Source organism: Flavobacterium sp. CAU 1735 (assembly GCF_039888695.1).
In the GTDB taxonomy this organism is placed as follows: Bacteria; Bacteroidota; Bacteroidia; order Flavobacteriales; family Flavobacteriaceae; genus Flavobacterium.
In genome coordinates, this window is the sequence record NZ_JBDQQQ010000001.1 from 965,157 (window position 1) to 986,023 (window position 20,867).

General features: G+C 40.6%; 21 protein-coding genes. 3 read left to right on the forward strand and 18 right to left on the reverse strand.

What is annotated here, in order from left to right; translation table 11 throughout:
- Positions 1-20: 20 nt before the first annotated feature.
- From AAFN64_RS04550 to AAFN64_RS04565, 4 genes are all read right to left on the reverse strand, one after another.
- The gene (locus AAFN64_RS04550; RefSeq protein ID WP_347759416.1) at positions 21-1,241 is read right to left on the reverse strand and encodes a DUF1015 domain-containing protein; all 1,221 of its coding nucleotides are present in this window, start codon (positions 1,239-1,241) and stop codon (positions 21-23) included.
- A gap of 66 nt (positions 1,242-1,307) precedes the next feature.
- Positions 1,308-2,195, reverse strand: a complete 888-nt coding sequence (locus tag AAFN64_RS04555; protein ID WP_300490378.1) for a 3-hydroxybutyryl-CoA dehydrogenase — start codon at positions 2,193-2,195, stop codon at positions 1,308-1,310.
- A 2-nt stretch (positions 2,196-2,197) separates the two neighbouring features.
- Positions 2,198-2,710, reverse strand: coding sequence for a mechanosensitive ion channel domain-containing protein (locus AAFN64_RS04560; protein ID WP_300490381.1), 513 nt, complete (start codon positions 2,708-2,710; stop codon positions 2,198-2,200).
- 2 nt (positions 2,711-2,712) lie between these two features.
- Entirely contained in the window at positions 2,713-3,678 is a 966-nt protein-coding gene (locus AAFN64_RS04565) for a Gfo/Idh/MocA family oxidoreductase (protein ID WP_300490384.1), read from the reverse strand.
- 168 nt (positions 3,679-3,846) lie between these two features.
- Between AAFN64_RS04565 and AAFN64_RS04570 the strand changes: the two genes are divergently transcribed.
- Positions 3,847-4,488: a protein-L-isoaspartate(D-aspartate) O-methyltransferase gene (locus tag AAFN64_RS04570; protein WP_347759417.1), complete on the forward strand. Its 642-nt coding sequence runs from the start codon at positions 3,847-3,849 to the stop codon at positions 4,486-4,488.
- Positions 4,489-4,521: 33 nt separating this feature from the next.
- Here AAFN64_RS04570 and AAFN64_RS04575 read toward each other — a convergent pair whose 3' ends face one another.
- Both AAFN64_RS04575 and smpB read right to left on the reverse strand, forming a co-directional pair.
- Positions 4,522-5,574, reverse strand: coding sequence for a Fic family protein (locus AAFN64_RS04575; RefSeq protein ID WP_347759418.1), 1,053 nt, complete (start codon positions 5,572-5,574; stop codon positions 4,522-4,524).
- A 66-nt stretch (positions 5,575-5,640) separates the two neighbouring features.
- On the reverse strand, positions 5,641-6,093 hold the full coding sequence (smpB, locus tag AAFN64_RS04580) for an SsrA-binding protein SmpB (protein WP_300490393.1): 453 nt from the start codon (positions 6,091-6,093) through the stop codon (positions 5,641-5,643).
- 149 nt (positions 6,094-6,242) lie between these two features.
- Here smpB and AAFN64_RS04585 point away from each other — a divergent pair, with 149 nt between their 5' ends.
- Positions 6,243-6,938, forward strand: a complete 696-nt coding sequence (locus tag AAFN64_RS04585) for an OmpW family outer membrane protein (RefSeq protein WP_347759419.1) — start codon at positions 6,243-6,245, stop codon at positions 6,936-6,938.
- Positions 6,939-6,996: 58 nt separating this feature from the next.
- Here the strand turns inward: AAFN64_RS04585 and AAFN64_RS04590 are convergent, their stop codons facing one another.
- Entirely contained in the window at positions 6,997-7,479 is a 483-nt protein-coding gene (locus AAFN64_RS04590) for a phosphoglycerate mutase family protein (RefSeq protein WP_347759420.1), read from the reverse strand.
- A gap of 167 nt (positions 7,480-7,646) precedes the next feature.
- Between AAFN64_RS04590 and AAFN64_RS04595 the strand changes: the two genes are divergently transcribed.
- On the forward strand, positions 7,647-9,170 hold the full coding sequence (locus tag AAFN64_RS04595) for a S8/S53 family peptidase (RefSeq protein ID WP_347759421.1): 1,524 nt from the start codon (positions 7,647-7,649) through the stop codon (positions 9,168-9,170).
- 101 nt (positions 9,171-9,271) lie between these two features.
- On the opposite strand, the gene AAFN64_RS04600 is transcribed toward AAFN64_RS04595, so the two are convergent.
- The 11 genes from AAFN64_RS04600 to AAFN64_RS04650 form a co-directional block, all read right to left on the reverse strand.
- Entirely contained in the window at positions 9,272-9,823 is a 552-nt protein-coding gene (locus tag AAFN64_RS04600) for a GNAT family N-acetyltransferase (protein WP_347759422.1), read from the reverse strand.
- 59 nt (positions 9,824-9,882) lie between these two features.
- Positions 9,883-12,162: a choice-of-anchor L domain-containing protein gene (locus AAFN64_RS04605; RefSeq protein WP_347759423.1), complete on the reverse strand. Its 2,280-nt coding sequence runs from the start codon at positions 12,160-12,162 to the stop codon at positions 9,883-9,885.
- Positions 12,163-12,178: 16 nt separating this feature from the next.
- A complete protein-coding gene (locus AAFN64_RS04610) occupies positions 12,179-13,018 on the reverse strand; it encodes an ABC transporter permease (protein WP_300490409.1) in 840 nt (279 codons plus the stop codon).
- Between the two features lie 25 nt (positions 13,019-13,043).
- Entirely contained in the window at positions 13,044-13,940 is an 897-nt protein-coding gene (locus AAFN64_RS04615; protein WP_347759424.1) for an ATP-binding cassette domain-containing protein, read from the reverse strand.
- Between the two features lie 67 nt (positions 13,941-14,007).
- Complete coding sequence (locus AAFN64_RS04620) at positions 14,008-15,864, reverse strand: hypothetical protein (RefSeq protein ID WP_347759425.1); 1,857 nt, start codon at positions 15,862-15,864, stop codon at positions 14,008-14,010.
- Between the two features lie 234 nt (positions 15,865-16,098).
- The gene (locus AAFN64_RS04625; RefSeq protein WP_300490418.1) at positions 16,099-17,157 is read right to left on the reverse strand and encodes a nucleoid-associated protein; all 1,059 of its coding nucleotides are present in this window, start codon (positions 17,155-17,157) and stop codon (positions 16,099-16,101) included.
- A 98-nt stretch (positions 17,158-17,255) separates the two neighbouring features.
- On the reverse strand, positions 17,256-17,801 hold the full coding sequence (locus AAFN64_RS04630) for a hypothetical protein (RefSeq protein WP_300490420.1): 546 nt from the start codon (positions 17,799-17,801) through the stop codon (positions 17,256-17,258).
- 148 nt (positions 17,802-17,949) lie between these two features.
- Positions 17,950-18,339, reverse strand: a complete 390-nt coding sequence (locus AAFN64_RS04635) for a VOC family protein (protein ID WP_347759426.1) — start codon at positions 18,337-18,339, stop codon at positions 17,950-17,952.
- 46 nt (positions 18,340-18,385) lie between these two features.
- A complete protein-coding gene (locus AAFN64_RS04640) occupies positions 18,386-18,820 on the reverse strand; it encodes a hypothetical protein (RefSeq protein WP_300490427.1) in 435 nt (144 codons plus the stop codon).
- Positions 18,821-18,949: 129 nt separating this feature from the next.
- Complete coding sequence (locus tag AAFN64_RS04645) at positions 18,950-19,546, reverse strand: HPP family protein (RefSeq protein WP_347759427.1); 597 nt, start codon at positions 19,544-19,546, stop codon at positions 18,950-18,952.
- A gap of 1 nt (position 19,547) precedes the next feature.
- Positions 19,548-20,819 carry a chloride channel protein gene (locus tag AAFN64_RS04650; RefSeq protein WP_300490433.1) on the reverse strand — a complete coding sequence of 424 codons (1,272 nt, stop codon included), beginning with the start codon at positions 20,817-20,819 and terminating at the stop codon, positions 19,548-19,550.
- Positions 20,820-20,867 lie beyond the last annotated feature (48 nt).

Sequence of the window (20,867 nt, forward strand, 5' to 3'; positions counted from 1 at the left end):
CATTACTGTTTTTGCCAAAATTAAATTTCATAAACCACAAGACCGCTTCTGAACTTCGGTTCGATAAACGTGCTTTTTGGTGGCATGATCAAATTGGCATCGGCCAGATCCTTAATTTCTTTAATATTAATCGGGAAGAGCATAAAACCGACTTCAAATTCGCCATTATCGACCTGTTCTTTGATGGTTGTAATGGATTTTGTACCGGGAACATATGCAATTCTGTCGTCCGTTCGCAAATCTTCAATACCCAGTATCGGTTGTAAAACCGTTTTGTAAAGAATCTGAGCATCTAACCCGGACAAGGCATCATCAAAGATAAAGTTTTCTTCTTTAAGTTTTAAAGAATAAAAATCGTTATCCAGATACATACCAAATTCAAATTTATGCTTTGGTTTCCACAATTCCTGCTTTTTGCTTTTGATCACAAAATTATCGGCCAGTTTTTTGATAAAATCCTCTTTGGTAAAACCATTCAAATCGCGGATCAATCGGTTGTATTCGTATATTTTTACGTTGGTATCGGCAATCAGATAACTCATAAAATAATCCAGATTCTGATTCCCGGAATTTTTGTCCTGTTCGTATAATAATTCCGCCGATGCAGAACGATGATGGCCGTCGGCAATATACAAATCGCCAATGCTTTTAAATTGTTCCTGCAGCCATTGGATTTCGTTTTCGTCTGCAATCTTCCAGAGCGTATGTTTCTCTTTATTTGTCGTAGAAAAGTCCAATAGCGGACGTTCCTGCGATTTCGCTGTGATCCATTCGCTTAAAGCGGTAGTACTGTTATAGGTGATCAATACAGGTTCGGTATTAAAACCGGTTTGATGCAAATAATCTTTAAATAAATCCACACGATACTGTAGCGTATCCTCGTGTTTTTTGATCACGTTATCCTGATAATCCTTGATGGAGGTTCCGGCCAGAATTCCGATAAACGCATGGTTTTTGGATTCGATCTGATACAGATACAATACCGCCTTTTCTTCCTGAACCAGAATCCTGTCCCGCTTAAAATCGGCATATTTATGCGCCACAGCTTTAAAGCGCTTGTCAAAACCGATTTTTTGCTGGTTCATATACGCCGGATTTAAAATATGCAAAAAGGAAAACGGATTAAACTCCAGGTAAGCAGCCAACTCGGTTGCCCCGTAATCGTCGTACGAACGGGAAGTCACCAGACTTACTTTGTCTGCCGTAGGATGAACCGCTTTAAAAGGTTGTATTATAGCCATTGAATCGAAATTAAAATTGGCAATTGATAACCGAAATTACCAATTGCCAATCGGGTATACGTATCATTATGCGAACATTTTCGCTACTTTCTCTGCTTTTTTGCTTTCGGAATAATCGTAGAAACCTTCACCGGATTTTACACCCAGTTTTCCGGCCATTACCATGTTTACCAATAATGGACATGGGGCGTATTTCGGATTTTTAAATCCGTCGTACATTACGTTAAGGATCGAAAGACATACGTCCAATCCGATAAAATCGGCCAATTGCAATGGTCCCATCGGATGTGCCATTCCCAGTTTCATTACCGTATCGATTTCGGATACACCGGCTACGCCATTGTATAGCGTTTCGATAGATTCGTTGATCATTGGCATTAAAATACGGTTGGCTACAAATCCGGGATAGTCGTTTACTTCTACTGGTGTTTTTCCCAGTTTTACAGACAACTCCATAATCGTTTTGGTTACTTCGTCTGTTGTGTTATAACCGCGGATGATTTCGACCAGTTTCATAATCGGCACCGGGTTCATAAAGTGCATTCCTATAACACGTGCCGGGTTTTTCACCACAGAAGCAATCTGCGTAATGGAAATGGAAGAAGTATTGGAAGCTAAAATGGTGTTTTCATTACAAACCTCGCTTAGTTGTTTAAAAATGTTCAGTTTTAACGTTACATTTTCCGTAGCTGCTTCTACAACCAGGTCGGCATTTACCACACCGTCTGCAATATCGGTATAGGTGATGATGTTTTCGATAGTCGCTTTTTTGTCGGCTTCGGTAATGGTTCCTTTGGCAATCATACGATCCAGGTTGCCTACGATGGTAGCCATCCCTTTTTCCAGTGATTTTTCGGAAATATCAATTAATAATACTTTAAAACCGCTTTGTGCAAAAGTATGCGCAATTCCGTTGCCCATTGTTCCGGCTCCGATTACAGCTATGTTTTTCATTTTTAGGGTTGTTTTTTAATGTTTGTTATGATTCCGTTTGATAGTAACGTATTCGGGATGATAATCCTGTTTTGGGTATCGTCCAGAATAATGGTGTCGTGTAAATTTACTTCCAGTACACGTCCCGATTTGCCCTGGAATTCGATATAATCGTTTACGCGAAACGGTTTAAAAATCAGGATAAAAATACCACCTACGATATTGCTCAGTGCCTGTTGTGAGGCAAATCCGGCGATTAAGGTGGTTACACCGGCACCGGCGAGTAACGAATGACCGTAGGTTTTGGCGATCGGTAAGGTGAGCAATGCCCATCCAAATCCGAAAAGATAGATAATAGCGGTCGCAAAATGTTTAAAAAAAACATAATTCGTCGGATCGCTGTCTATGATGTTGGATTTTTTGAAGATCAGTCGCTTTAGATACAAATTGGCAAAATACGAGAATAGCAGCGTCAGTCCGCAAATAATTGCGAAATGTACCAGCGTTTCCGTATCCTGAAGCAACTTTTGGATCATGGTTATTTTTTAAAACAGTCGATAATCTGATGTGCCACACGAAGTGCCTCTGTTCCGTCTTCCAATGTTACAATTGGTGTTGTATTGTTGTTAATGGCATCGGCAAAAGTCTCCAGTTCGTCCAGAATGGCATTGTTTTGTTCCACGCTTGGATTGTCGTAATAGATTTGTTTTTTGACCCCTTCGGCATTTTGAAGGATCATATCAAAATCGCCGGGTACTTCCGGAGCGTCTTTCATTTTCACCACTTCGCAGATTTTCTCGAGGTAATCCACCGAAATATAGGCATCTTTCTGGAAAAAACGGGCTTTACGCATGTTTTTCATCGAAATCCGACTGGAAGTTACGTTGGCCACACAACCGTTTTCGAACTCGATACGGGCATTGGCAATGTCCGGAGAATCGCTGATCACCGAAACACCACTGGCGCTAATATTTTTTACTTTGGATTGTACCACACTTAGAATCGCGTCGATATCGTGAATCATCAGATCCAGTACTACCGGAACATCGGTACCACGCGGATTAAACTCCGCCAGACGGTGCGTTTCGATAAACATCGGATTTTCGATTTTGTCTTTTACCGCTTTAAAAGCCGGGTTAAAACGTTCCACATGACCTACCTGACCTTTAACCTGATGTTTGGTTGCCAGCGCAATAATTTCACGTGCTTCTTCTACCGTATTCGCGATGGGTTTTTCCAAAAAAACGTGTTTTCCATTTTCGATCGCTTCTTTGGCACAATCGAAATGCGAAAGGGTAGGAGTTACAATATCAACCACGTCAACAGCCTGAATAAGCGCTGTGATCGAGTCGAATTTCCGGTAACCGAATTCCTGAGCCACTTTTTCGGCATTATCGGTATTCGGGTCGTAAAACCCTACTAATTCATATTTTTCAGATTGATTGAGTAATCGCAAATGTATTTTTCCAAGGTGGCCGGCACCTAATACGCCAACTTTTAGCATGAGCATCTATTTTCAACAAAAATAAAAGATTTCGACGTAAAAACTTCTATTTCAAATTTAAAAGTTAGGGGATTTTTTTAAGGAGAAGACCGTGTTAATAATTTCCGGAGATGGATTTCAAATTGTAAATTTGTTTGTTATTTTTACCCTTTAATAATTGCCATAAAAGTGAGAGATACTGCCAAACATCAAGGACTTCGAAATCAGCTGGTAACCGTATTACAACAAAAAGGTATTACGGACAGAAATGTATTGGAAGCCATTAAAAAAATCCCGAGACATCTGTTTTTAAATTCAGGATTTGAAGATTTTGCCTACCAGGATAAGGCCTTTCCGATCGGAGCCGGGCAGACGATTTCGCAACCCTACACGGTAGCGTTTCAATCGGAATTATTACAGGTGAAAAAAGACGACAAAGTACTGGAAATCGGAACGGGCTCGGGTTACCAAACAGCCGTTTTGTGTATGATGGGGGCAAAAGTGTACAGTGTGGAACGCCAGAACGAACTGTTTAAAAGTACGTCCTTATTATTGCCAAAACTGGGAATTCGTCCGAAACAATTGTCATTTGGCGACGGCTATAAAGGATTGCCAAATTTTGCGCCTTTCGATAGTATTATCGTAACGGCTGGTGCGCCGTTTATTCCACAACCGCTTATGGCGCAACTTAAAATTGGCGGCCGACTTGTTATTCCATTGGGAGAAGACGTTCAGGTGATGACCTTGCTGATCCGTAAAAACGAAACACAATTTGAAAAGCACGAATTCGGTGACTTCCGATTCGTTCCTTTACTGGAAGATAAAAATTAATGAAAACGTCCGCTTCTTTGGCGGACGTTTTTTTTATTGATGCACCAACAGGTTGAGGTAGCGTTCCAGACTTTCTTTTTCCGCCTGAGCTACGATTAGCAACAGGTTTTCTTTGTTTTGAGCTGTATTGGCTTCATTCAGCGCATTTTCAAACACTATTTTGGAAGCCGGATCACCTTTGATCAAAGCATAAAGATAACCGTGTTGGATTAAAATGGAATTCATCACCAAACGGGCAACCTTATTGTTTCCGTTTGTAAAAGCCTGTATAAAACAGAACTGCGAAAGGATTTCACCCGCCAGAATCACCGGATGTAATTTATTTTTATTGGTTTCGTACCATAAAAATAGGTCATCCATCAGTTTTGGAATACTGTTGGCACGGGGTAAGGCATCGGAACTATTGTTTGGAACATTGTCCGTACTTCGATATTTTCCGGATTCGTCGGGAGCAATACCGCGGACGATCAGATTGTGAAGCGTGAAAATATCTTTTTCGGCTATAAAACTATTCTTTTCCGGAAGACTTTCGAGGTAACGAATGGCTTCCTGATGGTTGATTGCTTCGAGGTGTTCCCGCATACTTTTCCCGGAAATGGTTTCGCCTTTCTGAATTACGGCACGGGTTTCGTCCAGTGAAAAAGCCGCTCCATCCAACTGATTGCTGCAAAATATATAATCCAGCGCAAGGGTTTGCCGGATGGTTTCGGTTTCGAACGACCGGAAGCGTGTTACTTTTTCCTTTAAATTGTCGATCTCGTGTAATAGGATTTGCAGTGCGGCCGGAATGGAATAGGTCTTGGTAAAAGCGTTGCGTTTGAGTTCTTCCTCGGCCATTTGTATCGCTTTTAAAGCCAATTCGTCCTGACCGACTTCGTAGAGAATCTTTTCTTTAAGCCAGTTGATCAATAAGGTGTCGAAATCGATTTCGAGTAAGGTAGCCAGTTTGACAAGTTGTTCGCGTGTTGGTTTACGCTGACCGTTTTCAAATTTACTAATCAATGCCTGATCGATCTGAAGCATCTGCGCCACTTCGCGGGTTTTAAGTCCTTTTTGTTCGCGGGCGTTTTTGAGTAGGTCTTTCATGCTTCAGGCTTTTCATGACAATTTTAGTCATAAATCAGCAAATGTAAAACACTTTTAAGCGATAATTTAGTGTACTTTTTTGATTCGGTCTAAATCCCGTTTGTTATCCCGGTCTTTTATAGTCTCCCGTTTGTCGAAGTTTTTCTTACCACGGCAAAGCGCGATATCCAGTTTTGCCAGTCCTTTTTCGTTGGTAAACAAACGAAGTGGAATAATGGTAAGTCCTTTGTTTTGCATGCTTTTTAAAAGACTTTTCAGCTCTTTTTTGTTCAGCAGTAACTTACGCTCGCTTTTGGCTTTATGGTTGTAATGCGTGCCGTACAGGTATTCTTCGACATGCGAATTGATCACAAACAGTTCATGACCGTGAAATTCACAGAAACTCTCGGCTATAGAGGCTTTTCCCAAACGGATCGATTTGATTTCCGTTCCGGTTAATACGATTCCGGCGGTATACTTTTCGAGTATTTCATAATCGAATTTCGCTCTCTTGTTAAGTATGTTAACTGTTTTTAGCATAGGACGGCAAATGTAAGAACAAAAAGCGAACCGTAAAAATTTTGTGATTCCAATTACTAATGAAAAAGTTTATGGACTATGATTTTTATCAGTTTTTACCGGTTATTAAGCGGCTACTTTTGCCTTGTAATACTTAACCAAAATTAAACATGAAAAAAATAACTTTATTAGCAGCAATAGTATTGATGTTCGGTACGGGTGTAACGCAGGCTCAGGAAATCAAAACAAAATATAAAACCGAAGATTTTAAAAGATGGCAGGTTCGCGTACGTGGTGTAGGTGTGGTACCAAATGAAAGTGCCGATATCAGTACCATAGGTGGTGACGTTTCCATTTCGAATACGATTATTCCGGAACTGGATTTCTCGTATTTCGTTACTAAAAATTTCGCTGTGGAATTGATTTTAGGAACATCCAAACACGATGTACATACAGTAGGTTCTGATATCTCAGCTGTTGGCGGGCCGTCAAAAGCGAATGTCGATCTGGGTTCCGTACGTTTATTACCACCGACATTGATGGCGCAGTACCATTTTTATCCGATGAACGAAAAAGTATTCAAACCGTATGTAGGTGCCGGATTAAACTATACCATATTTTATGATGTTAAAGCCGGAAATACGGTTAAAGATGTAAAATATGACAATGCATTAGGCTATGCGGTTCAGGCTGGTTTTGACCTTATGGTGACCGATAAGTTCTTTATCAATGCCGATGTAAAACGATTATTCTTAAAAACAGATGTTACAGTGGATGCTTCGAATTTAGCCGATGGCTTAAGTATCCCGGCAGATGTTAAAATAAATCCATGGTTATTAGGGTTAGGGGTTGGAATGAAATTCTAATACATGGTTTAGTGGTTTTTTGATAAGAAAGGTTGCCAGCAGGCAACCTTTTTCTTTTTTAAAACTGTAACAGGTAATCGGTAACACTATCGCCTTTAACGACTACGAGGTATAGATTTCCAAATACACTTTCGTCAATTTCTTGGTATTTCGGTTGACCAATCAGCGCGTTGACAAAACCGGGTATGGAATTACTATGGCCAACGATAAGCACATTTTTTCCCAGCGTTTCCTTTTTAAACTTCAGAATATCGAGGTCTTTATGGTTGTATACGATGATATCTTTATGATTCCGGTTAGCAGTTGGCTGAGCTGTTTGTTGTGTACGTTTGTATACGGTACAATACACTGCATCAAAAGCAATATTTTGTAAAGCCCGATCCCATTTTGCGGCGCGTTCCAGGCCTTTTTCAGACAAATTGGTATCTTTTGATGAATCGGCTTTTTCGGCATGACGAATTAAAAAATAGGAGGTCGTAACTTCTTGTGCGTGGAGTGCCTGTGTCATGATCAGGGTAAAAATAAATAGTAAATTTTTCATTTTTTGATCTTTAGTGCTTAAAGGTAACATTATTTTATAAAACCAGTAGTGGTAAGGGTTTTGTTGTTTTTTATTGTTTGTTTTGAATGTTTTTGTTATAAAAATTTTGTTTTTGTGTTAAAAATATTGTTATTTTTAGAAAATGTAATCCCAAAAACAGATAAATAATGAAAAAAAATTATGTTGTAGTGGCACTGCTGAGTGTAGTGCTTTTTTCGGCCTGTTCTAAAGATGAAGATCGCAATCCGGGTGAAAACCAGTCCGGACAGGAATTGTTTCGAAAGGATACCCTGTCTAAAGCCGCGATCAATTCCCGTATTGATCAAATTAGCAATGAAAAAGGATCGTTTCATTGGAAAGATGGCGGCTACCAAATGTTGTGGAGTGCTATCATCCGCGGGAATAACACCGTTACGATCGGGTATGGTGTGAATGCTGATGATTTCGACAGTCACAAATCCGGAAAAGGAAGTGAGATTAAAGCCCGTTTAAAAAACATCATTCTGGAATCCGAAAAAGGATCCGAAAAAGATGTGATCTTTAAAGAAGACAATGATCTAAACCTTATGGATGTGGTTATTAAAAAGCGCGAAACGTTGGAAGCTTTATTAAAAGAACAACATATTCGTTATATCGAACCGGCCGATTACCGTTATTTCGATACTGTCGAGGCACGTCCGGTTTATGGACCGGAAGTAAGTTCGAGTTCGGGTTGCGGTTTTTCATCGGCTACCATTGCGACAGCCGATTATACAACGGTAACACCGAATGCGCGTGTGCCGTGGAATTTTTACAAGCACAATATCCCGGGTGCCTGGAATTACAGTACCGGAAGCGGGATCACCATTGGAGTTGTCGACACCGGATTATCACCGCAACAAAGCCTGATGGGAACCAGTTTTAACTCCGGCGCTTCGTCCGGCAGAACGGTACAACGTTTTGGTGTTTATGTCGATTCGATCTGGCCATGGTCTTCAGGATTTGACGGCCCGGATGATCAATGCGGACACGGAACGAGTATGGCATCGGTGGCAACGGCGCCAAGAAACAACAGCGGATTACCAGTGGGTGTGGCCTATAATGCCAGTCTGATTACGTATAGAGCGGCTTCGAACGTAGTTTTGGACGGTTATCACGAACAGGAAGGTGTTAAACTGGCCTTTACCGCTTTAGGAAATAACAACAATGTTAAAATCATTTCGATGTCGATGGGGCATATCATTTCAGTTGGAAAAATTGAAGACGGTGTAAAATATGCCTATAGCAAAGGAAAACTGATTTTCTGCGCCGGTGGAACGTCTACCAGTTTTACCAACTTCGCAGGTGTGATCTTCCCGGCTTCGATGAGCGAGGCGGTTGCTGTAACTGGTGTTAAGGAAGGAACGACATTCCAGGAATGTGATGTGTGTCATAAAGGAGGTAAAATCGACTTTACGATCGTAATGGAACGCGCCGGAACGAATAACAACGTACCGGTATTAAGCTACTATAATAACGCGGCTAATTATGTAGGCGGATCGTCGGTAGCAACAGCTACAACAGCGGGTATCGCGGCTTTGGTCTGGGCTAAAAACCCAGGTTGGACACGCGATCAGGTGTTGACTAAAATGAAACAGTCATCGACATTCTATCCAACTAAAAATGCAGATTTCGGACACGGAAACATCAATGCACAATTAGCGGTACAATAATTATGATATGATCAAATAAAAAGGGTTGCCCGATGAAGGCAACCCTTTTTTATTTGTGTTTTTTTTAGACCTGACCCGTTTTTAAAACCTGTCAGGTCTTTTTATTTTTTATTGATCAAAGAATAAACATAACTATCCAGATAATGACCGTTCCAGTAGGTATCTTCTTTAAAATGCCCTTCGCGGATAAAATTGTTTTTTTCGAGTAACTTCCAGGAAGCATAATTTTCCGGAGCGGTAATCGCTTCAATGGAATGTAGTTTCATATCGTTAAAACCATATTCGATGGCTCTTACCAATGCTTCCTGCATAATTCCTTTTCCGTGATAATCGGGTGATAACATATAACCAATTTCGGCACGGTGATTTTCCGGCTTTGGTCGGAAATAACCAATAAGACCCACTATGATGTCTTCGTCTTTAAAGGTAATACCCCAGTTTACACATTCGTTATTCAACCGTAGGTCATTCATATAATTGATATGCGCAATGGCATCATCGATTGTTTTGGGTAACTCACGCGGGATATATTGCATGGTTTCGGGATTGGAACGAAGTTGGAACATCTGTTCGGCATCCGTTTCAACAATTTGACGCAATCGCAGGCGATCGGTTTCCAGAATCGGAAATGGGGAAAAATTCAAATGGAGCATAGTATCAGAATTTAAAATCGAAATAAAAGTATAAAAACTTTCGATTCAAAAAAACGATTTTAGCGCAACATTGAAAAATGTCCTTTAATAACTCGTCCGCTGTCAAACGTTACAGTAAACCAATAATCGGTCGAAGGCAGGTCGCGGCCGTTGTATTTTCCATTCCAGCCACTGCCGTTTCCTTTAAAAAAGTAAAGCAGTTTTCCGTAGCGGTCAAAAATAGCCACCTGTGCGGTTGGATAACGGTTGAGGTACGGAATACGCCATACGTCATTATAGCCATCACCGTTAGGGGTAAAAAAGCGCGGATAATCCAAAACGAAAAAGGTCTTAGTCGTGATGCCGCATTCTTTTTTGTCTTTTACCGTTACGGTATATTCACCGGAATCCAGATTGGTAAAAGTAGGGGATGATTGGAAATGAACCCCGTCGAGAGAAAATTCGTAATCGCCGATTCCCTGGTAATTAACTGTAGCACTGTTTTGTCCGGATTGAAAATCATCTACCGCAACCGATAAGATGGTAGCCGGTGCCGAAGCAACTACGGTAAAGGTTTTGGTCACAAAACAACCGTCGGAATTGGTGATTTTTACGCTATACGTACCGGCCTGATTCACGGTGATATGCTGAGCGGTTTGTGTAGAATCGTTATTCCATTCGTAAATAAATCCAGCCGGTGCATAAAGTGACAGTATGGTGTTCGGACAAATTGTTTTGGTTTCGTCCTGAATATTCGAACCGTTAAAATTATTCACAACCAGCGAAACGGGAGCAATACCGTAACAATCGGAACCGTTTACCACGCGGGCATAAATGGTGGTACTGGTTGTGTTATAAGGAGAATTGAGCGGGTTAACTAATAAAAGGGCGTCATTCGCCGATGCAAAATACTGTACCGTAGCACCTGCCGGTAGGCCGGTAAACATCGCAGTCATTGCATTCAGATCAAAATTGGCTTTACCGTCGCCATCGTTATCACATTCGCTTTGCGGACCAATAGGGGTAATCGTATTGTTTACAACCTGTAGCGTTACCGTAGCATAATCCACACAACCGTATTGGTTTTCAACACGGGCTGTAACGGTAGTAGCACTGTTATATTGATAATCGTCGGGATTGGTAATCAGATTGGTTTGTGCCTGTGCGTTGGCTAAAGTCGGATAGAAAGCCACACTAAGATTGGTACCGCCAGCGGTAATGGTAGGATTGGCAAGTGTCAGGTTAAACTTTGTTGGTCCGCTTGGAGCCGCACATTGTATTAAAGTAGCGTCATTTGCCGTTACCGGAGCATGTTCGATAGTCACTTCGCTACTCGATGTACAACTTCCGCCAGCCGAAGTAATCGTGGTTTCCACGCGATAGGTTCCCGGAGCGGTTACGTTATAAATCGGATTGGTAGCACCGGTAATAGCACCAGTAGCATCAAACCACTGATAGGTAACATTAGTACCCGTTACTGTCGCATCCAGCGGATAGCTACTTCCGGGACATAATGGATTTCCGGTAGCAATAAGTCGGTCCGGACCTAAATCGGTTGCAATATTAAAACTACCGCCTTTTAAGAAAATAGCCGAATCGTAATATTGGTTCCCCTGATCGGCAATAACCATTTTAATATGATAGGTCACACCCGGTGTTACGGTTGCTTCTGCTCGTAAGGTTTGTGTCTGACCGTTGTAATTGGTCGGGCTGTTAACATCGTTAAATCCACCAAAATACTGCGGATTTGCCTGCGGACAAATAGTTCCCGGTCCGCGAACGGTGGTTACTTTAACCGGGATATTGGTACCCGGAACTACGGCCAGATTTTGGTATTGTGGCGTAGTCGCTTCCCGTAATAAAAAAGCAAAACCATCCGAGTAATTACATTGATTGGCACTCGGATTGGTTAAGTATTGTTCGGATGCAAAGACATAGTCAAAGCTCATTTTATTGGAAATCGGTACAAAGTCGAACTCTAAAACGGTGGCATTAATCGTGTTGTGTTCGTTAATGGCTTGTTCCAGATCCGGATCGCCGAGCCAGCTGGCCGGGCCTTCACTCAAAATTGAGGAATTCGGGCCTACTGCCGATATCGCTTTTCCGGTGGTGATGATCACACCGTCGTTAAAAGGAAAACCGTTGTAACCCTGGAAGTAACCGTAACTTTTGGCGCCATCCGAAAAAGTGTATCCATTGATCGCAATATTGGAAACCTGTGCACAAGAACTGTTAAATAGTTTATCAAGAACGAGTTGATCATCTGTATAATTCTCGGTTACCTGTATGTATTGTGCCCATATTGTTGTGGAAAACAACAATACTATTGCTGTAAAAAAACGGGAGATCTGTACCTGCATAATGCCTGCAAAGATACTACAAATCTCGTTTTTTCAGAATTTTATACGATATTAACATAAAAATAACGGTCCAGACAAGCACGATTGTTAGGTCACCAAAATGAACACTGTAGTCTTTTGCCATGTCCTGTCCGCTGATTGTGCTGCTTAGGTTTTTAATAACCGAAAGACGGGTAAAAGGCTCTTTAATCAGATTACTCATCGATTCCAGAGGAAAAAACTGACTAACTTGTTGGTAAACATCGGTGTCTTTAAAAAACTTCCAGCGCATTAACCCGATGGCAATCGCTTCTAAAATACTCCATAATAAAAGGAAACCAAGTGCAAAAGCCGAACGTTTTACGAGTATACCCAATAACAAACAGAACGAGAAGAAAGCGGTTAGTTTTATAAAATAGGCGAATAGATATTCCAGATCGGAAAAAACAATGCCGAGTTCATTATAGGACGAATAACTATAGCCTAAAATAAGTGACATTATAAATACAAAAACAGTCGATCCAAAAGCAAACAGTAATACCGTCAGGAATTTGGACTGAATAAATTCTTTTTTACTTAAACCATCGATAAGGTTTTGTTTTAATGTGCCGTAGCTGTATTCGTTCGCCATCATGGAAACGATTACAATGGCTAGGAAAAGTTTAAAAATGGACGCAATCCAGGTGTTAAAATGCCAGATAAATGGAAAATTAAAAATTCCCTGTTCGGCAATATGGAGTCTGAAATTTCCAAACTCGAATTTGATGGCTGCGATTAAGGCAATAAATGATAATAAAATAAAATAGGAAAGAATCAGGACTTTACTGGCTCTGTTTTTCCATAGTTTTTGAAGTTCGATTTCTAAAAGACGTTTCATAATATGCGATTGTGATTGATGAGAATTAGTGCTTGCTGGTTAATTGTAAAAACTGTTCTTCGAGACTGTGTTTGCGTTTTACCAGGTGATTCAGGACAATATTGTGCTGAAACAGGAAACGATTGAGCTCCGAAGCTTCCAATGGTGCATTGAGATAGACCAGCAATTTGCCTTCTTCCTCTTCAATTTTATCAATAGCGCTAAGGTTTGTAAGCGTCGATTTTAGGATTTCGTGATTGTCCGATTGCAGTTCAAAGAATCCTTCGTTCGAAATAATACCGTCAACGGTACCGGTATACAGGATTTCGCCTTTGCGAAGTACGACCACGTGCGAACATACTTTTTCCACTTCGTCCAATAAGTGTGAAGCTAGTAGAATTGTGGTGCCTAATGTGGCAATATGTCGGATGATATCACGAATCTGACGGATTCCCTGTGGATCCAATCCATTAGTGGGTTCGTCCAGAATCAGGATTTCAGGATCGTTTAAAAGCGCCGATGCAATAGCCAGACGTTGTTTCATTCCTAATGAAAAGGTTCTGAATTTGCTGTCTTTTCGTTCGTAAAGACCTACAACTTCCAGTTTTTCCTTTACTTTATCATACGAAACGCCTTTGATTTTGCAAACCAGTTTTAGGTTTTGTTCAGCGGTTAAATACGGATAAAAATTAGGCCGTTCGATAATGGCACCGACTTTTTTAAGCGCATGATGCGTGTCCAGTTTGCCGTCGAACCAGGTGTAATTTCCAGCGGTTTTGTTAACCACATTCAGGATAATACCCAATGTAGTGGATTTTCCACTACCGTTCGGACCTAAAATGCCATATACATTTCCTTTTTTGATCTCGAAAGACACATTTTTTACGGCATGTACATTTCCGAACTTTTTATCTAAGTTTTGAATAGTAAGGATTGTTTCCAAAGTATATTTTTTTGATTGATAAAATATATGACGAACCACCAACCGATTTGTTACGACAAAAATAAAATTATTGATACGGCACCACACTTGGATTCCCCATCTGGAAATTTTGCAAACCGAAATCGGTGTTTTTAAAGGAGTTTGTCTTAAAAATATTATCTCCGTTTCCGGGAATCGTAGGGTAGAAGGCAAACGACAATTGGAAGCTGTTAAAAACGAGGTAATCGTTACTGATCAGTACCCCTAAACCGAATTTGGAATAGAGTCGGGTGGAAAACAGATGGTTTTCATCGCCTAACATACCAAATGAAAAGTTGGCAAACGGACTAAAACGGAAACCGTACCAACTTCCCGGCATATACGATTGTGTTTGAACCGTAAACTGCCATCTCCGACTACCATAGAGATCGACGCTATCAAAGCCCTGAATACCATTAGTGCCGGATAAGGTTAATAAATCCCGTTCCGTAGGCAAACGATGACTACCGATGATTAGTTCGGGTTTTATAAACTGACGGAATTTCCAACTACCGAGTTCAATAAGTTTGGTGAAATAATTAAGTTCAAAACGAAATACCGTTTGTTCGGTAGACGCACCGTTAAAATAAGCACCCCATTCGACGGTAGTTCCTAGAAATCCGAAATTATAATAATCGCCGGATGACAGTCGGCCACCCAAATACAGGCGTTTTAATTGGTTTTTATGATGAATTCCCGCGGTAATGGAATACACACGCCCCACCGGAACGTCTTCGATAATACCGTAGTTAAATAAAAATCGTTCCTGAACGAAACTACGGGTGGTAATTCCGACACTGGCCAGATACAATTGAGTGTTGGAATAGTAATTGATCGAATCGTATTGTACGGAAGGTTTTTCGATAAACTTCAGGTTGTAATAACGGGCGGTGGTGACCAGATTGGTTACCCGGTTGTCTTCCGAACGTCCTTTAAAAATACGGAATGCATGACCTGCCCAGATATTTTGTCCTTCAGCTTTAAAGTTTTGGGAAACCGTATTCGGATTGCCTTCATCATCTAAAGTACCGTCTTTAAATTCTTCTTTATGGAAGTTTTGTTCAAAACCATAGCCGCCGGCCCATCGGGTTAAGGGCGAAAAGAACCCGCGTTCTACGGCAAAACCTTTAATATAATCGTCTTCCAGTCCGTATTCGTAGCGAAGTGTCGTATTAATATAGGTATTCCGGATGTTTGGAATCGTATATTTCGCACTATAGGCACTTTTATTATCGGAAAAACGTTGCTTGAAATTATTTTCGAACTCATGTCCCAACCCCAGAAAATTTCGTTCGGTTAACTCCAGATTGCTTTGCGAACTGGAAATGGCTCCGGTTGGTACAAAACTCCAGGAATCGAGTACGCGGATTACCACGTCGACCGAATCGGGGCTTGTGGTGGGAACGGGTTTTACGACCACGCTTCGCACATAACGCTGGCGACGGATCAGACGTTCCGATTCCCGCATTTTTAGCGAGTCGACCGTTTCGTTTGGCTTAAAAAGTAAGAGGTTGCGCACCGTCCAGTTTTTGGTGCGTATATGAATCCGGTTTCCAAAACGTTCGATCCATTTTCGCGGCGCCTCATTTTCATCGGTAACGGAATAACCAAACGGATCCAGTGTTTCGATTTTGATGTTACGGATTACTTTTCCTTCAAATGGTAAATAGGAAGCTGCTTTGGGTGGCGGAGCGTTTTTAATTTCCTTTTTCGGAGTGGTTACACTACGGGTTGGCCTGAAAATAAGCCGGTGAATAAAACTGGTAAATTTCTTCTTTTTGGAAAACTTTTCGATATCCTGATAAATGACTTTTGTCGAATCGGCTTTGGTTTTGTTGTCCTGCGCATATCCATGTGATGCGAGAACGAGAAATACAACCAGAAAAGCAGCAATTTTTTGTAACATTTATCGGTAATAATCGGTACTTGATGTTATAAAGATACGTTAATGAACGGAAAAAAACGAATGTTGTTATCTTGTGGAATAAAAAAAACAGGGAAGTTTCTTTTTGTCTTTAGCGGAGGATATTCGAAAGTTATTCCGATTAGTAACACCTGACCGGTTTTTAAAACCGGTCAGGTGTGGTATTACATAAAAAAAAGCGGCTGTTTCAAAAGTGAACAGCCGCTTTGTCGTGTATTAGCTTTTTTGCTCTTTGTTGAAGTATACTAAGTAGTAATACATCTGTTTTTCTTCGTCCCAGCCTTTTTCTACGAATTTTTCGGCACTTTCCGGGTTAATAAAGTCCAGTTTGATCTGAATGTTGGTATCCAGTTCGATGATGTTCTTCATTTTTTTACGGGCATCCGAAACGGCCGCATTGGCAATCGGGAAGTTGGTCAGGTCTTCAATACTGTATTTTTCGCCTTTGTCAACTTTATAGTTTTTAAATTCGGAAATCAAATCCGGATTGTCGATTACCTCGTTTAGGAAGTTGGTTTCTTCGAACTCGTCGTTTTTAGCAAAATAATTTACCGAACGGTTCATAAACATTACCTCTTCTTTTTTGTCTTCGGCCGGTAAAACAACTTCTTTTGCAAAATCCTGGCAGAATTTCAGGTATTTTTTAGTCATAAAGTTTTCGTCCTGAAACGCATCCACCGATAGGAAATGCTCCAACCAGTAACGTGCATCATAACGGTTACTGTCGATCGTTAAAATTTTATAACCTTCTTCTTTTTTATAGTTAAAGATCAAACAACCTTTGTCCAGTTTGTTCAGGTTGATTCCCTGTTGCAAAATCATTTCCAATGTCGAACCTTTTTCTTCAAACTGAAGGAAATCGGCTTTTAATTCACTTTTAAAAATTCCGATCGCATCCACCACATTATTATCGATTGAAACATTGGTCAGATAGGTTACATATACCTCTCCGTTTTTGATATGCGGATGGTTGGATTGCTCAAAAAGGTGTTTGGTTATCTTTTTAGAAACATCATGAATGCTTCCCGGGTTAGCAAAAATCTCATTTGAGAAATTGTACATTTCGTTATAATCCAAATCCACATCGTGTGCAAACTGAAAGTAATTTTCCTCTTTTTCGCGGAAAGGTTTGAAAAAATACTCTTTTAATAAAGGCATAATCTCATCATTCAGACCGTAAGGTGTGTCCGAAAGAAAGATAGCCTCGCTGCGGCTTTTATTTCCTACTCTGTGGATAGAAAGGTTGTCGATGTGGGTATTAAATAAGTTTATCATGGTGTTATAATTGCTGTGGCAAAAAAATCCGACTGTTTTTTAGTCGGATTTTTTATGCCGGATATATTAATGATGTGGTTGTATTTTTAAAGCGATTTTTAGTTCCAGTTTTCTTCAAAACCGTAATCGTTAAAACTGTCGTCTCCGTCGAACATGTCAAGATCTTCCTCGTCAAAATCGTCTTCAAACTCCCCGTACATATCGTCGCTCGATACAATAGGACTGTTGAAATCTTTGGTTGGCGCGTCAACAGGTAATTCACCATGCGCAAACATCAGATCCGGATAGGTTACCCCGTTTTCAGGTTCTTCTACAGCAGCCAATTCTACGAAAAAGGTCCACATGTTTAGGAAATCGTATACATAGATGATTTTAGTACTGTCTTCATCCAGAATGGAAGAAAGCGGGTAATCAGCCATGGTTCTTTGTTCGCCCGGAACGTCACCGGTATCAAACAACGGGATTTCGTCTTCTTGTGTCCATTCGTCATCACAAGTGTAAAATGAAGCGATCTCCATTCCGTCAAAGCCAAAAGCGTTTACGATAGCATTGTGTAAATCCTCCAGAGAATCGTCTTCAAGAATGGCAATGTCCCTGAAAATGTCTTCTTCGGCGTCGAGTATAACTCTAAATTTATAAACCATAACCTTATTTATTTTAAAAAGCCAAAGTTACGGTTAATACTTTTGATTCCAATTAGTGTTGATAATTTTTTGACGAAGTTTTGTAAGGCGTTTGATTATAGTGTGTTAAGTGCTTTTTTGAGTGGCTACTGTTTTGGGTAAGAAACGTTTATTTTTCGTAGAATTCGATCGGAAGATCGTCCGGATCGGCGATAAAGAAAAAGCGTTTTCCGGTATATTCATCCACGCGAATGGTTTCGGTTTCGATTTTACGCTCGGAAAGATACTGTTGTGTGGCGACAATATCGTCGACTTCAAAAGCCAGGTGGCGCAATCCGGCAGCTTCCGGTCGGGAAGGGCGTTGCGGCGGATCGGGAAAAGAAAAAAGTTCAAGGCAATAATTTTCGTTAATCGCCAGATCCAATTTATACGATTGGCGTTCGCTTCGGTATACTTCCTGAAGGACGGTTAATCCTAAAATTTCGGTATAAAAATGTTTGGAAACAGTATAGTCCGAACAGATAACGGCAATATGGTGGATTTTGTTAAGCGATAACATGGAATAGAGAAAAGAAAAAGCCTGGTGTGAACCAGGCTTCTGTAAATTATTTTTTAGCTTTTGGAGCTGGAGCGGCACTTTTAGCCTTTGCAGTTCCGTTTACTGTATTTAATACCGTTTCGAACGAATTGTTTACTTTGGTAAGTGCTTTTAAAATCGCATCATTAGAACCGTTACTGTTAATGATGTCATTTAAGTCTTTGGTTTCGTTGTGTAGTGTTTCTACCTTTTCTGTTAAACCTGAAGTTCGGGTTACATGCTCCGGAAATTTATTGGCATCAATTGCTACTGCATATTTTACCAGATATTCTCCATTTCCTTTAAGCGGAGCGAAATTCCCTTTCTGAGTCTCACGGGATACTTTGGTTAATAAATCCTGAAAATTTTTCATTTCCGGCCATTTATCGGTAACGGACTGTGCTGAAATCGTGTTTAATGCGAATAATGCAACGATCACTAATAAAGATTTAAAGTATTTCATAGTTTAAGGTAGTTAATATTGTTTTGCAATACTAAGAAAATTAATTTTATAATTATAATATTTTAAGAGTAATTAAAATATTGATATCATTTTGTTATTAATTCGCACTTTTAGCAGCACTTTGTTAGTTTAAGGTTTTAACCGACTGATGATACTTTTCTTAAAATGAGTAAACTTCGGATGGGTAGGATACTGTCGGTTGGAAGTCATATTGTTAAAGATGAGGGCCACTGCCAGTAGTATCAGTGCCCCGGTTAATACCGGAGAAACCACATACCCGTAACCCAGTTCTTTGATCTGTGGCGAACCGGTTACCGCGATCAGTGCTGTGGCACCACCCGGTGGATGTAAGGTTTTGGTGATCTGCATCAGCACAATCGACAGCGAAACCGCCAAAGGAGCCGAAATCCATAGAATATCCGGAATTAGTTTTTGTATGGTAACACCGATCAGTGCCGAAATAAGATGGCCGCCTACGAGATTGCGCGGTTGTGCCAACGGACTCTGAATTACGCCGTAAACCAGTACGCACGACGCACCAAAAGAACCGATCAGGAAGGTATAATCCTGAGGTGTAAACAAACCGTATTGCAGGTAGGAGATAATTCCCAATCCAACCAACGATCCGAGGAAAGCCCAGAAATGTTCTTTATAATCGATTAGTGTTTCTTTGTAAAGCACATAACGGGCTTTACGATAATTGCGTTTTATTTTAGGGGTAGGCATATTAAACTCGGGAATAGCTGTAAACAGTATACGGATAAATGAATTTAGCAGTAGTTTTCGATACCAGACAAACCATCAGGATCGGGAAAAACAAGGTATAATCGCCAATGGCTTCACATACCAGAAATAAGGCTGTAAAAGGCGCATGAATACTGGCACTTAACATAGCCGCCATTCCGATAACCATAAAGTTAACCGGCAGGACATTGGCATGAAAAAACGTATTTAAAACCGAGGCCGTTAGTAAACCCAGAAAAGCACCGATAAACAAACTCGGTGCAAATACACCGCCATCGCCACCGGAAACCAGCGTTAATGAGGTTACGATAGGTTTTAGTAAAATCACAAAAACCAACGTAGCGGCCAAAGATACGGTGAGTGTAAGATGACCCGATTGTTGTGTGAGTTCTTTTACGGCGTGATAACCTTCGCCATAAAGCTGCGGGAAAACAAGCAGCGCAAGGCTAACCAATCCGGCGCCAATAATAATACGAAAATGATGCTGGTCGATTTCAGCGAATTTCTTTTTAAAAAGCAAGACACATCGATTCAGATATACCGCATTCACCCCGGCAATCATTCCTAAGAGGATCATATACGGAAGGGCGTGTAAATGCCAAGGCAATACATTGAGATTAAAAAGCGGCTGATTGTCTACAAAATACGTAAACAGAAACGCAACTGCAACGGCAATGCCATTGGTTAGCAAAAACGATCGCGACCATTTTCGGGAGATCACCTCATAGGCAAAAATCAGTCCGGCAAGTGGACTACCAAAAAGCGCGGTGATTCCGGAAGCAATTCCGGCGCAAATGAGTTGTGTTTTATAACGTTTAAACAGATTTTCCTTTTGCTGAACCACCGAACCGATAGCCGCCGACGCCACTACGGTAGAAACCTCAATCCCGGTTGAGCCACCAAAAATAACCGTGATCAAACCATTAATAAAATGAGAACTCACTTTATAGGCCGGCAGGTTTTTGTTTTTGGATTCGGTACTTTCATAAATCTCCTTGATACCTTTGTTTTCCTTTTTACGAAATAGTGTCTGCCTTAAAAAATAAATGATCGAAAAGCCTAATACCGGGAATAATAAATACAACAGCCAGTGTTGCTGGGCCAGTGTAAAGAAAATAGCTTCGTAATGTTCCGTTATTTTTTTGAGTGTATTGCCGAGTAAGGCACTTAAAAAACCAATAACGGCAGATGTGATGATCAACTTTTGAAGAACAATCAGACGATGGTTCTTTTTGATCCGGGTTATTTTTTTCATTTCGGGGGGAGCTATGAATGCAAAATTTGATACGCAAAAATAACCATT